Here is a 13,636-nt window from a genome sequence, read left to right on the forward strand (position 1 = left end):
CTTTGGCGCCAGCGGTCAAACATCCCGCTACCTGACCGCACGCACCTTGGTGACCAGCAAACCGGCTAGGACGGTGACGAAGGAGGCTAGGAGGTAGAGGACTGGGTAGCCGCCTAGGTGTTTGACGATGGGGGCGGCTATGGCGGGTGCCAGGACTTGGGGGAGGGAGTTGGCGATGTTGATGACGCCCAGATCTTTGGCGCGGTCGCGGGCGTTGGGGAGTACTTCGGTGAGGAGGGCGAAGTCGACCGAGAGGTAGACGCCGAAGCCGGCGCCCAGGACCACGGCACCCAGGATCGCGCCGGGCCAGGTCGGCCAGACGGCGAGGATGACGCCGGCCACCGCCATCACCACGCCGGACCACGTCACGAAGATCTTCCGGCGGGCTGTTCGGTCGGACCAGCGGCCGAAACTAATCGCGGTGGTGAGGACGCAGACGCTGTAGATCGCGGTCAGGATCAGTACGCCGGTGTCCGCGTCCGCGATCCCCACCTCGTCCTGCAGGTAGTAGAAGAGGTACAACGTGCCCAACGCGTTCCCGACGTTGAACAGGAACCGCGTCAACCACGCCCACCCGAAATCCGGATACCGCCGAGGGCTGATCCAGAACCCGCGCAGGAACTCCCCCACCACCAACGGCGAGCGCTGCAGCAACCGCACATCGCCACTACGCAACAGATAAGGCACAACCGACAGGAACAGAAAGACAGCGCAAGCCACATACCCCAACGCAAACCCACCGAACGCGGCCGCCAGCGCAGTCCCCACCAGCGCCCCAAGCACCTGAGAGATCGCGACCCACCCACCAACGACCCCACGCTGCGCGACCGGCACCCGATCCGGCACCGTCGCAGTGATTACCGCAAGCAACGCATTCCCGAACAGCTGCACCAGGCACCACCCGAGCAGCATCAACCCAACAGCCCGCGAGTCGGCCAGGATCAACAACCCCGCAACCCCGCCGACCGCCCCGCCCAGCACCCACGGCACCCGCCGCCCATGCCGCGACATCGTCCGATCCGAGATCGCCCCGAACGCCGGGTTGGCCACCACCGACACCGCGGCGCCAACCCCCGTCACCAACCCGAACACGAACTCCTTGTTGCCCGGAGCAACCGCCTCCGACTGCTGCGCCAACAGCACCTGGATCGGCCCCAGCCAGGCGGCGAACACGCCCACGTTCGCCAGTACGACGGCCGACGTCCACCCGGCCCGGACCCGCACGGTCGGCTCCGCCAGAGCGGCGGGCACGACCCCGGGCTCGGGAATCATCCGCGGCCGATCACGTCACGAAACCAGTGGTACGACGCCTTGGGCGTCCGCTCCAGCGTCTCGAAGTCAACATGCACCAACCCGAACCGCTGCGAGTACCCAGCGGCCCACTCGAAGTTGTCCAGCAACGACCACTGGAAGTACCCGCGAACGTCGATCCCGTCGTCGATCGCCTCCTTCAACGCCCGCAGATACCCGTCGAGGTAGTCGATCCGCCGCTGGTCCGTCACCACCCCGTCGACCGGTTCGTCGTTGATCGCGCACCCGTTCTCGGTGATGTAGAGGGGCGGCAGCCGATCGCCGTACCGGTCCTTGAAGGTCCGCAGTATCTCCCCGAACGCCGCCGGCACCACCGGCCACCCGAAGTCCGTGGTCGGGTACCCGGTCAACTGCCGCGGCTCGAACGGCAACCCAGGCGGCAGCAGGATCCCGTCAGTCGCCGCCGTGTCCGCCTGCCCAGTCGTGGCCCCCACGGACACCGGCGAATAGTGATTGATCCCGAACCAGTCCAACGGCGTCGAGATCACCGCCAGGTCATCCGCAACCGGCCCAGGCATCGCCGCCTCGAACCCAGCCGGATAGGAACCGAGCAGGACCGGATCAGCGAACAACCAGTTGATCAGATTGTCGTAGAGACCGGCCGCTTCCGTGTCCTCAACGCTGTCGCTCGCCGGCCACGTCGGAGCATGGTTGCTGGCGATCCCGATGTACGACGCACCGCCCGCCCGCAAGGCCTGTACGGCGCGACCATGCGCCAGCAACTGGTGATGCGCGACCGGCAACGCGTCGAACAGCAACTGCTTCCCGGGCGCGTGAGCACCGAGCGAGTAGCCCATCAACGTGAGCACCATGGGCTCGTTGATAGTGATCCACATCGGCACCCGGTCCGCGAACCGCTCCGCCAGCATCAACGCGTACTCCGCGAAGCGATCACAAATGTCTCGGGACAGCCACCCGCCCGCGTCCTCGAGCGGCTGCGGCGTGTCCCAATGGAACAGCGTCGGCGCCGGCTGGATCCCCGCCCCCAGCAGCGTGTCGATCAGCCGATCGTAGAAGTCCATGCCCGAGGCCACTGCCGGCCCGATCCCCGACGGCTGGATCCGCGACCAGGAGAACGAGAAGCGATACGTGTCCACGCCGAGTTCCCGCATCAGCGCGACGTCCTCGGCGTACCGGTGGTAGTGATCGCAGGCGATCTCGCCGGTGTCGCCGTTCATGATCCGGCCCGGCTCCGCGCAGAAGGTGTCCCAGGTGGAGGGACCGCGGCCGCCCTCGGCCACGGCTCCCTCGATCTGGTACGCCGACGTCGAGACTCCCCAGCGGAAGCCGGGCCCGAAAGACAGGTCAGCTGTCACTCGCATCATCCTCATCGGGTGTGGTGTCCTGCGGCCGCGGCCGCTCGTCCTGGCGCACGATGACCGCCGTACCGTAGGCGGCGACCTCGCTCATCGTGTTCGCGATCTCGTTGCAGTCGAACCGCATCGCGAGGATCGCGTTGGCACCCATCTGCTGCGCCATCTGGCACATCCGCATCACCGCGACATGCCGCGACTCGGCCAGCATCTGGGTGTACTCCGGCACCTCACCACCACCGAGCGACCGGAAGCCGGCGGCGAAGTTCGACCCGAAGTCGCGGCTGCGCACGGTCAGCCCGAAGACCTCGCCGAACACCTTGTCCGCGGTGTACCCGGGCAGGTCGTTCATGGTCGAGACCAGCACCGGGTACGGCGATCCCTGCGGCGCGACGTGCGGCGCGTTCTGCTGCGTCGGCTGGTAGTTTCCGGGAGCCTGTCCGTACCCGGGCTGCTGCCCGTATCCCTGCGGCGGCGGACCCTGCTGATATCCCTGCTGCTGCGGCGGGGCATAGCCGGGCGGCGGCCCTTGCTGGTAGCCCTGCTGTGCCGGATTATGGGGCGGGTATGGCTGGTTCGGAGGAAAGTTCTGGTTCATGCCCTCATCCTGACAGGCCCCTGGCCCTCATTGCCGGAAGACCTGAAGCTCGTACAACGAGTACCCGTACGACGTGGCCCGCTGCGTCCCGGTCACCCGCACATACCGCGCCGGCACCGCCCCGAACCGCGCGACATCCTCCCCGCCGTCGCCAGTCGTCGTCGCGTACACCTGCTGCCAGGCCGTCCCATCTCGCGACACTTCAATCCGGTACGCCTTCCCGTACGCCGTCTCCCATCGCAGCACCACCCGGCCGACCGGCTGCTCGTTGCCGAGGTCAACCTTCAGCCACTGCGGATCGGACCAGTTGCTCGCCCAGCGCGTGGTCAGCTTCCCGTCCACCGCCTGCGCCGGCGGCGAGTTGAACAAGCCGCTCTCGTGGCTGCTGGCGGTTGCCACCTTCCCCAGAGCCAGGTTGCTGACGTCATCACCACGTCGTGCCGGGAACTCGACCACCTGCTGGTACGTCGGCCTGTTCACCCAAGCAATGCGGTCCTGGGTGATCCCACCCATCGGGTTGTGCGCGATCTGATCGGCGCAGAACTGGTCTCCTGCCGAGCAGTCCGCTGTGGCCGGATGGGTCGTCTCAGCCGGAATCTTCGTTGCTGCCAGCAAAGAGTCCGACAAGACCTGTCGACAAGCCGCCAGCGATCCGCCACCGCAGAACGTGACCGGCTGCGGCGCCTGAACAGGATCGCCGAGCACCTTGCGCAGATCACGCTGCACGAAGCCCCACCATCCGCTCTGGAAGGCGGATCCCTGCGCACTCGGTCGCTCGTCGATCTTCAGGTTCGCGACCAGAGCGCCGTACAGCTCAGGGCCGAGGCCCTTGAACTCTGCCGGGACCAGCAGCGGCCACCACGCGTCCAGGATCCGGATCGCGTCAGCGTGGTCGTAGGTCTTCGACGAGGCGTTGGGCGTCTTCCGGTGGCTGCCGGCCGCCTCCCAGGCCGTCAGCTTGGCGACTGCGTCGGCCACCGCCGGATCGGTGATGGGCGCGCTCTTCAGGACCCGGATCAGGTACGGCAGCACCTGGTCACCGCGGAGGTCGACTGTGGCCGCGTCCTCCATCGCCTCGACCAGCTTGCCGCGGGTGAACTTCTGCCCGTTGTCGATCACGGCTTTGATCCGGTCGTCGAGCGGCTGGCTCCGATAGACGGCGTTGTACCCGAACTGCCCGTCCGACGCGGAGAACCCGGGCGCCTGCTTGTTGTTCCAACTGGTCAGGTAGTCCTGGTTGACGACCTGCGGATGCTGCGCGGCCGGGGTGTACGTCGCCCGGTTGGTGGCCGGATTCCAGCCCTGCCACTCGTACGAGCTCCAGGTCGGCAGGTTCGGGTCGCCACCGGCCGCGCGGACCGGATTGTCCCCGGAGTTGAAGTACGCGATCGACGACTTGTCGGTGTAGAACCAGTTGAACGTGTAGCCGATGTTGCTCGCGGCACTCTGGAAGTCGGCCGCCGAATGGATCCGGTCCGGGTCGTTGAGCTGCATGAACCCGAGCGCGGAGCCGGCCTCGTTGCCGTACGTCGACCGGTTCTTGGTGAACACGACCGGCCGTCCGCCGACCGTGCCGCGGTGGGTGACGATGCCGAACTTGGTGCGCAGGGCAACCAGCGTGTACGACCCGGCCGGTTCGGACGAGCCGAGGCTGGAGTACCACTCGTTGTGCCGCTCGAGCCGCTCGATCGGTTGGCACTGGCCGCGGAACTCGTAGTACTGCGAGTCCTTCGCCGGCGTCCCGCCACCCGGCTCACACAGCGGTACGGCGAACGTGTCGGTGATGTCCTGTCCCGCGGACGTAGCGCTCCAGGAGTAGTCGGGTCCGCGACCGATCAGCGTGTAGAAGTTCAACCCGGCGAACGCGATGCCGCGTGAGCTGACGCCCGGTCCCTGCAGCTCTTGACGCATGAGCAGCTGCGGAGCGAAGTACCCGGTCTGTGGCCCGTAGACCGCGACCGGATTGCCGCTCTCGGTGAGCGCTCCGGAGACGAGCAGGGCGTTCGACATCCCCTTCTTGCCAAAGCCTTCGGGGAACAGACCACCGTCGAAGATGCCGCGCAGTGCCTCGGAGCCCGCGGGTGCGGGTTTCGCCGCCTTCCCCGAGGCGACGGTCTGGTTGATCACCTCGGGCTCCGGAGTGACCGAACCGCGGTCCGGCATGGCGCGACCGGCCGGGTTCGGACCTGTCTCGCCGTACGGGAAGGTCGTCCCGTTGTGCACCGTCGTACTGGCCTCCGGGTCGTTCTGTGAGCGGAAGGACTCCCAGACCTTGGTGCCTTCGGCGACGCCGTACCTCGCCTGGGCCTCGAGCAAAGCCAACGCGGAGTTGACTTCCTGCCCACCGCCGGTGCCGAAGATGCCCGCGACCACGGCAGCCGTGGCAACCACGTCGGTCACCTTCCACGGCTGGGTCGGCCAGTCCAGGCCGAGCGCGACATACTCACCGGGGTAGGCGATGCCGACGGTGTTGATGTAGTTGTTCACCCCGTCGACCCAGGCCTGGATGTCCTGCTGCATCTTCACGCCGTCGGCGCCGTACAGCTCGTCGGCGTCGTCGTACTGCCGCTGCAGATCTGCTTCCGTGTACGGCGCTGTCCGCCAGAACTCCTGCTCGAACGCGCGATTCGCCGCCGCACCACCCGCGAACGGGGTGAGCTGGCCACGACCGAGATGCCGGAACACGTCCATCACGAACAGCCGGTCCTGCGCACCGGCGTACCCGGAGCCGAACATCACGCCCTGGCGGGTGGTCCCGGTGATGTGCGGGATGCCGCGCGACTTGTCCCGCACGATCGTGACGTCCGCGCGCGGGTGGATCGTGCTCGCCACGTCGTTCGGCTGCACCCCGAACGAGGCGTCGTCATAGTACGGCGCAAGGCCGTCGTCGGTGATGCCCTGCGAGTTCCAGACCAGGTCCTGGTACGGCTTCAGCGAATCGCTGAAGTGTGGCGGACGGACGCCCAATCCCTTGAAAAGAAGGAGATCCGTGAAAGTGGCGTTGCCGTTCTGGCCGGGCGGAAGGATGTCGCGACATTGCCCGACGCAATAATCGGTGGGTGTGGCGGCCGCTGCTTCGGGCTTGGCCTGACTCGGCGACGGTAGGGCAGCCAGGACGGCGATGACGGCGGCTGCGGCGGTGATCGGACGAAGGTGGGTTCGGCGTGCGGGGCGGGGCACAAGAAACCTCCTCTGCTCAGTAAAACTGAGAATGACTCACCAGTAGGTTTCGGGTCAAGATCTTGCGCTCGGGGTCTCGCCAATTGCTGTGCGTGACCACTAGGCTCAGCCGCACCATGAGCATCCATGAGCGATATCGGTTGAGTGTGGTGATCAACGCCAAGGGGACGTACACCCCGCTCGGGGTGTCGCGCAGTTCCGACGGGGTGGCGGCGGCCGTCGCACAGGCACTTCCTGAATTCTTCGTGATGGACGAGCTCGGCGATCGGGCCAGCGAGGCCATCGCGCAGTTCACCGGTGCGCAGGCCGGTGCCGTCGTGCACTGCACCGCGGCCGGCATCACGCTCTCTGTCGCGGCCACGATGACCGGCGGCGACCCGCGCCGGATCGCAGCGTTGCCTGACACAACGGATCTGCACCACCGCGTCGTGCTGCCGGCGTGTCACGTCGTCAACTACGGTCACACCAACCTGCAGGGCATCCGGCTGGCCGGTGCGCAGGTAGACCTCGCCGGGGACGAAACCCGTTGTTCCATTGGGGATCTGGAGGAAGAGCTCGACGGCCCGGACGTCGCCTGCCTGTTCCTCGTCTCGTCCCGGCTGACCGAAGGCGAGCCGATCGATCTGGTCGCCGCAGTACGTGCTGCGCATCGTCGCGGCGTACCCGCGATCATCGACGGCGCCGCTCAGTTCCCGCGGATCGCGGACCTGTTGTCCACCGGTGCGGACCTGGTCCTGGTGAGCGGGCAGAAGTACCTCGGCTCCCCCACGGCCGGGCTGGTCGCCGGGACCTGGTCGCTCGTCCAGGCCGTGCGCGCCCAGGAGCGAGGCATCGGCCGGGGGATGAAGCCGACCAAGGAGGCCGTCATCGGCGTCCTGGCCGCACTCGAGGAGTGGCAGGCGTTCGACCGGATGAAGTGGGAGGCCGACGAACTGGCGAAGGTGGTCGCGTTCGCCGATGCCGCCGGCAAGATTCCCGGTGTCGTGACCGAGGTCGTGCCGGATCCGACCGGCCTGCAGGTGTCGCGGGCCCTGCTCAGGGTGCCGGACGCCAAGCGCCTGGCGACCGAACTCGAGGCCGGGTCACCGTCGATCTACGTGATGACCGATCGCGTCGACACCAATGAACTGATGTTCGAGCTCGTCCCGCTGGACGACACCGAGATCGCCGCCGTACTCGCCAGGCTCTGGGCGATCCTGACATAGCAAAGGCCCTGATCCCCTTGTGTTCAAGGGAATCAGGGCCTCGCCTCGATCAGTGCTGGTACGACTTGCCGTCAGTACGACGGGGTCCGTTGCTGCGACGCGGTCCGCTGCCACCACGGCTGTCGTGGCCACGCCCCGGCCGGCTGCTGCCGAACCGCTTGCCACCCTTGCCGCCGCCCTTGCCGAAGCGCTGCGGCTTCGGGGCGGGCAGCTTCACCGGGTAGCCGGACGGCTTGTTACCGCCGGTCAGCTCGGTGACCAGCTGGTCGCCCGGACGCGCGCGAACCGGCTCGGCGTCGACACCGGCCGACTCGGCCAGCCGGACCATGCCACGCCGCTGGTGCGGCAGCACCAACGTGACAACCGCGCCCTTGCCGCCAGCGCGAGCCGTCCGGCCGGCCCGGTGCAGGTAGTCCTTGTGGTCCGCTGCCGGATCCGCCTGGACAATCAGACCGACGTCGTCGACGTGGATACCGCGAGCCGCGACATCCGTTGCCACGAGCACCGGTACCGAACCGTCCTTGAACTGGTCCAGCGTCCGGTTCCGAGCGCCCTGGGTCAGACCGCCGTGCAACGCCGCGGCCATCACGCCGCGGTCACGCAGCTGCGTCGCGACGCGATCGGCACCCAGCTTGGTCCGGACGAACACGATCGTCCGGCCGTCGCGGCTGGCCAGCTCTGCCGTCAGCGACTGCTTGTGCCCCGGCTCGATCACCAGCAGGTGGTGCTCCATCGTGGTGACCGTGGCCTGGCCGGACTCGGTCGAGTGCGTGACCGGGTCCTTCAGGTACGTCTTCACGATCGTGTCGACGTCGTTGTCCAGCGTTGCCGAGAACAGCAGCCGCTGACCGCTGGCCGGAGTCATGTCCAGCAGCGTGGTGACCGCCGGCATGAAGCCCATGTCGCACATGTGGTCGGCTTCGTCGAGTACGGCGATCTCCACCGCACCGAGGTCGGCCGCGCCCTGCTCGCACAGGTCGATCAACCGGCCCGGCGTCGCGATCAGCAGGTCGACACCACGGCGCAGCGCGTCGATCTGCTTCGGGTACGGCAGGCCGCCGGCGATCAGCTTCAGCGACACGTTCATCACGTGCGCGAGCGGCTCGAGCGCGTCGTGCACCTGCATCGCGAGCTCACGCGTCGGGACGAGGATCATCCCGCGCGGCCGCCGCGACTCGGTCCGGCCGCCGGCCAGCCGCATCAGCGTCGGCAGACCGAAGCCGAGGGTCTTGCCGGAACCGGTCTGGCCGCGGCCGAGCACGTCCTTGCCGGCCAGCGCGTCCGGGATGGTCGCGGCCTGGATCGGGAACGGCGTGGTGATGCCGTCCCGCGCCATCCGCTGGATCAGCCGCGGCGCGATCCCGAGCTCGGCGAACTGGTTGTCGGGAGCAACGGTCCCGAGGTCCACCGGCGCCTCGTCCCGCTTGGTGTGCTGCTTGTCGTCCCGCCCGTACGTCGGCCGCTCAGCGCGATCGCTCCGCTCGAAACGCGGCCGCTCGTCCCGCTGGTACGACGGACGCTCGTTACGCGGACGCTCCTCCCGCTGGTACGACGGACGCTCATCGCGCGAACGCTCGTCCCGCTTGAACGTCGGACGCTCGTCCCGCTGGTACGAGGGACGGTCATCGCGCTTGTAGGCCGGGCGGTCGTCGCGGCGGTACTGCGGGCGGTCGTCCTCGCGGCGCGGCTGGTTGGCGCGCTCGGCGCGGTAGCCCTTCACCGGGGCGCGGTCGTAGCTGCGCACACCGCGGTCGGAGTACTGGGTGGGTCCGCCCCGGCGCTCACCGCGAGCGGTGTCGTCCCGGACCTCACCGGCCGCCGGGGAAGCGGCCGCGGCGTCGGCCGCCATCCGCTCGCCGTACGACTGGGTCTGGAACTTCTTGTGCCGCGGCTTCTTGATCCGGCCGTCGGCCGTGTTACCGGCGGCAGGCTCGTGCTGGTCCTGGTGGTGCTGGGTCACGCAATCTCTCTCTCAACGTCACGGACGAAACCCGACCGGTACCCGCGCGCAAAGGCCGGCCAGGAGAAACTGGCCGGTCTGGACGAACTGGCAGGAGATAGGCATCGACCTGCGGGTGCTATCGCGTTGCACCCTCGTCGCCGGGAACCTTCAGCGGGATGCTGAAACCGACGGGTCGGAGCGCCTGGGAAATGCTCTGGTGACGCGACGCGCGCACCGACACCCCAAAAGTATACCCGACCTGGGACCGCCCCTTGACCACGCCGGTGACGGCCCACCCAGTTCAAGTGCGGTTGAGTTTTTGGAACCCGGTTCTAGGGTGGCCGTATGGCGCAGGAGAACGTCCCCAGCAAGGAGCACTGGCTCTCCATCGGGGAGATTGCACATCGGTCCGGAGTAGCGGCGTCGGCGTTGCGGTTCTACGAGGACCAGGGCCTGATCACCTCGCGGCGGACGGCCGGCAACCAGCGGCAGTACCAGCGGAGCACGCTGCGGCGGATCGCCTTCGTGCAGGCGGCCCAGCGGGTCGGCCTGGCACTGTCCGAGATCAAAGGCGCACTGGACTCGTTGCCCGAGGACCGGACCCCGACCCGCTCGGACTGGAGCCGACTGTCCAAGACGTGGCGCGGCCGGCTCGACGAGCGGATCTCCGAGCTCGAGCGGCTGCGCGACGACCTGGACAGCTGCATCGGCTGCGGCTGCCTCAGCCTGCAGCGCTGCAACCTCTACAACAAGGCCGACCGCCTCGCCGAGCGCGGCCCCGGCGCCCGCATCCTCAACGTCGGCATCCCCGGCGAGTGACGCGTACCCGCTAGCGACGGATACGACGGGTCGCCGTGCGGACCACTGTGATCGGCACCACCAGCGACAGCAGGCCCAGCACTCCCAGCTGCCAGCCCCACAGCCACGCGTGTTGCGGCAGCCGGTCCGCTGGAAGAGACGCGACGATCCGGTCCACCCGCCGCTGCAACTGATCACGCTCCGCGTCGGTGAAACCACCCGCACCCAACTCCCGCGACAGCGCGATCACTTCGGCGTTCTGCTCGTCACTGAACCCGGGCAGCTTGCCCGACGATCCGCCGTACCCGCACGCCAGCGGCGCACCGTCGGCGCGGTCAACCGAGAGCTCGTTGTTGCCACATTCGTCGCCGGGATCCTTGAACCCCACCTTGTAGTCGTAGTGCGCGGCGTACTGATCCGCGAACCCCCACAACGCCGCCATAAACCCGCCGAACGCCAGCCCCACCACCCCAACCACAGCCACCAACACCAGCAGCACTTTCCCCAGTACGCGCATGCGCTCAGATTCCTGGTTAGTCGGGGTCGATGACGAGGCCGGCGGCTACGAGGGCGGTGAGGACGGCGAGAAGGCCCAGGACGCCGAGCTTCCAGCCCCAGAGCCAGGGATGCTGGGGCCGGCGATCAGGCGGCAGCGAGTCGGCGATTCGATCGACCCGCTTCTGCACCTGATCCTGCTCCGCCCCCGTCAGCCCCCCTTCGCCCAGTTGCTTCGACAACCCCACCACCTCACTCTGCTGCTCGTCGCTGAACCCCGGCAGCGACCCCGACCCTGACGAGAGACACTGCAGCGGGTCACCCGTCGTGACGTCGACCGACAACTCGTTGTTGCCGCAGTCGTCGCCGGGGTGCTTGAAACCCACCTTGTAGTCGTAGCGCGCGGCGTTCTGGTCCGCGAATCCCGAGAAGGCCAGCACGGCACCGCCGGCGAACAGCGCAAGCTCGACGAGGCAGGCCACCAACACCAGCAGCACTTTCCCCAGGGAGCGCACCTGATTGACCCTATCGGGGGGTCAGGTCATAGGGCTGAGGCTATGGATGACATAGAACTGTCGGTGTGAGTCGCGGGTTAACCCCCGAGTTTGGGGTGATCCGGTGCGGAATTTCCGGAGTCTTGGCAGCATCCGGGGGTAGCGAACAGTAATCCACTGGTCGCTATCCGCCACAGATATCCGGAGTGAGGCCCTCCCATGTCGCATCGCCGTGTCTTGAGTTCGTTAGCGGGGCTCGCCGCCGCCGCACTCGCCGTCCCAGCCTTCGCCGCCGCGTCCCCCACTGCGTCGGCCCCCGTCACCAACCCGTCCGCCTCCACCGCCGCGACCCGGGCGGCGTACGTCGGTTCGCCGCAGGACGAGGCCGCCACCAGGGCCTTCTACGACGCGGTGATGAAGTCCGCCCGGGCCAAGATGGCCCAGCAGGCCAAGTCCGGCCAGAAGATGGCCGCCGTCACCGTCACGTACGCCGTCGACGCGCCGACCTTCCAGTCGCAGATCAACTCGAGCACGCAGATCTGGAACTCCTCGGTCAGCAACGTCCACCTGGTCGAGGGCAGCAACTACGACTTCTACTACACCGAGGGCAACGACCCGCGCGGCTCGTACGCGTCCACCGACGGGCACGGCAGCGGCTACGTGTTCCTGGACTATGCCCAGGCGCAGGAGTACGACCCGACCCGGATCACCGCCCACGAGACCGGCCACGTGCTCGGCCTGCCGGACCACTACACCGGCCCTTGCTCCGAACTGATGTCCGGCGGCGGCCCCGGCCCGTCCTGCACCAACCCCAACCCGGACGCGACCGAGCGGGCCCGAGTGGACCAGCTCTGGGCCAACGGCATCACCAGCCTGCCGAACGCCGCATTCCACGTGGCGAAGTGATCACCCTCGACTGATCCGGTCCTCCGGCTCGACCGTCCGGCAGGGGGCGGCCGAGCCGGAGTCAGAGGGCGTCTGAGAACTCTGCGCCGTCGCGAGGAGGTGCTCGGTGCGGTGCATCGGCGTGCGGGGGCGAAGGTCTCGATGCGGAGCATCGTGGCCTTTGCACCCGTGCGGCGAGGTGCCGTGCCGAGTGCCCCGCAGTAGGCGCAGGGTTCTCAGACGCCCTCTCAGTCCGGTCTGCCCGGGCAGCCCGCCCCGATGCCCGGGCAGGCCGCCTCACGGTCAACGGACGGGACCTGTCGTACCGCGGACCACCAACTCGGGGCGGAAAAGGAACTCGGTGTGCGGGGTCGCGTGGCCACGAACTTCTTCCAGCAGAGACTGGACGGTCGCGAGCCCCATCGCCTGAACCGGTTGACGAATCGTCGTCATCGGAGGATCCGTGAACTCCATCATCGGAGCGTCGTCGTAGCCGACCACCGAGATGTCACCAGGAACCGAGAGGCCACGCTGACGAGCTGCCCGGATCACACCGAGCGCCATCATGTCGGAACCGCAGATGACCGCACTGACGCCGGCGTCCACGAGCTGCTGAGCGGCCGCGGCCCCACCCTCTACCCCGAACATGCTCAACGCGACCATCGGGTCCAGCTCGTCGTCGGACAATCCGAGCTGGGCCTTCATCGCCGTCCGGTAGCCGGCCAGCTTGCGCTGCACCACGATGAACCGCTCCGGCCCGGACGCGAACCCGATCCGACGGTGGCCGAGGGCAACCAAATGGGTGACCGCCAGCTCCATCGCGGCGTACTCGTCGGACGAGACGAACGGCGCCTCCACCCCAGGCAGCCAGCCGTTCACGAACACCACCGGCAGCCGCCGCTCGACCAGCGACTGGTACCGCGCGTGGTCCGCGCCGGTGTCCGCGTGCAGGCCGGAGACGAAGATGATCCCGGAGACGCCGCGCTCCAGCAGCATCTCGACGTACTCCTCCTCCGTCGCACCCGACGGGGACTGCGTGCACAGCACCGGGGTGAAGCCGCGCTGCGACAGCGCCGACTCGATCACCTGGGCGAACGCCGGAAAGATCGGGTTGATCAACTCCGGCATCACCAGCCCGATCAGGCCGGCCGACCGGCGCCGCAATCGGGTCGGCCGTTCGAACCCGAGTACGTCGAGTGCGGTCAGCACCGCCTGTTTGGTGTCCTCCGCGACCCCCGGTTTGCCGTTCAGTACCCGCGAGACCGTCGCCTCACTGACCCCCGCCTTGGCTGCGATGTCCGCCAGCCGGGCCCTCCCGTTCACGCTGCTGCTCACGCCCGGAACTGTACCCAGCCCGCCGCTGATCTTGCAGCAAGATCCTGCAAGAACTTGCAGGATGCGCGGAAGTGTCCACA

Annotated in this window: 11 protein-coding genes; 3 read left to right on the forward strand and 8 right to left on the reverse strand. The window is 67.9% G+C overall.

The annotated features are described in order from the left end of the window. Nucleotides 1-27 precede the first annotated feature (27 nt). The 4 genes from E0H73_RS09230 to E0H73_RS09245 are packed head-to-tail and all read right to left on the reverse strand — an operon-like array spanning nucleotide 28 to nucleotide 6,402. A complete protein-coding gene (locus E0H73_RS09230) occupies nucleotides 28-1,272 on the reverse strand; it encodes an MFS transporter (RefSeq protein WP_131353062.1) in 1,245 nt (414 codons plus the stop codon). After that, nucleotides 1,269-2,633 (reverse strand): GH1 family beta-glucosidase, encoded by a 1,365-nt coding sequence (locus E0H73_RS09235; protein WP_131353063.1) that lies wholly within the window; start codon nucleotides 2,631-2,633, stop codon nucleotides 1,269-1,271. Before E0H73_RS09235 ends, E0H73_RS09230 begins: the two co-directional genes overlap by 4 nt. Further along, nucleotides 2,617-3,222, reverse strand: a complete 606-nt coding sequence (locus E0H73_RS09240) for a YbjQ family protein (protein ID WP_131353064.1) — start codon at nucleotides 3,220-3,222, stop codon at nucleotides 2,617-2,619. Before E0H73_RS09240 ends, E0H73_RS09235 begins: the two co-directional genes overlap by 17 nt. A 27-nt stretch (nucleotides 3,223-3,249) precedes the next feature. Then, complete coding sequence (locus tag E0H73_RS09245) at nucleotides 3,250-6,402, reverse strand: penicillin acylase family protein (RefSeq protein WP_131353065.1); 3,153 nt, start codon at nucleotides 6,400-6,402, stop codon at nucleotides 3,250-3,252. Between the two features lie 116 nt (nucleotides 6,403-6,518). On the opposite strand from E0H73_RS09245, the gene E0H73_RS09250 reads away from it, so the two are divergent. Next, entirely contained in the window at nucleotides 6,519-7,607 is a 1,089-nt protein-coding gene (locus E0H73_RS09250) for an aminotransferase class V-fold PLP-dependent enzyme (RefSeq protein ID WP_131353066.1), read from the forward strand. A gap of 49 nt (nucleotides 7,608-7,656) precedes the next feature. Here the strand turns inward: E0H73_RS09250 and E0H73_RS09255 are convergent, their stop codons facing one another. Continuing rightward, on the reverse strand, nucleotides 7,657-9,567 hold the full coding sequence (locus E0H73_RS09255) for a DEAD/DEAH box helicase (RefSeq protein WP_131353067.1): 1,911 nt from the start codon (nucleotides 9,565-9,567) through the stop codon (nucleotides 7,657-7,659). Between the two features lie 327 nt (nucleotides 9,568-9,894). Here E0H73_RS09255 and soxR point away from each other — a divergent pair, with 327 nt between their 5' ends. After that, nucleotides 9,895-10,368: a redox-sensitive transcriptional activator SoxR gene (soxR, locus tag E0H73_RS09260; RefSeq protein WP_131353068.1), complete on the forward strand. Its 474-nt coding sequence runs from the start codon at nucleotides 9,895-9,897 to the stop codon at nucleotides 10,366-10,368. Between the two features lie 10 nt (nucleotides 10,369-10,378). Here the strand turns inward: soxR and E0H73_RS09265 are convergent, their stop codons facing one another. Both E0H73_RS09265 and E0H73_RS09270 read right to left on the reverse strand, forming a co-directional pair. Next, entirely contained in the window at nucleotides 10,379-10,864 is a 486-nt protein-coding gene (locus E0H73_RS09265; RefSeq protein ID WP_131353069.1) for a hypothetical protein, read from the reverse strand. 16 nt (nucleotides 10,865-10,880) lie between these two features. After that, nucleotides 10,881-11,357 (reverse strand): DnaJ-like protein C-terminal domain-containing protein, encoded by a 477-nt coding sequence (locus E0H73_RS09270; protein ID WP_131353070.1) that lies wholly within the window; start codon nucleotides 11,355-11,357, stop codon nucleotides 10,881-10,883. Between the two features lie 216 nt (nucleotides 11,358-11,573). Between E0H73_RS09270 and snpA the strand changes: the two genes are divergently transcribed. Further along, nucleotides 11,574-12,242, forward strand: a complete 669-nt coding sequence (gene snpA, locus E0H73_RS09275; RefSeq protein ID WP_238163901.1) for a snapalysin — start codon at nucleotides 11,574-11,576, stop codon at nucleotides 12,240-12,242. A gap of 282 nt (nucleotides 12,243-12,524) precedes the next feature. On the opposite strand, the gene E0H73_RS09285 is transcribed toward snpA, so the two are convergent. Further along, nucleotides 12,525-13,544: a LacI family DNA-binding transcriptional regulator gene (locus E0H73_RS09285; RefSeq protein WP_131353350.1), complete on the reverse strand. Its 1,020-nt coding sequence runs from the start codon at nucleotides 13,542-13,544 to the stop codon at nucleotides 12,525-12,527. Nucleotides 13,545-13,636 lie beyond the last annotated feature (92 nt).

Origin of the sequence: Kribbella pittospori (assembly GCF_004331465.1) — a bacterium.
Taxonomy (GTDB): Bacteria; Actinomycetota; Actinomycetes; order Propionibacteriales; family Kribbellaceae; genus Kribbella; species Kribbella pittospori.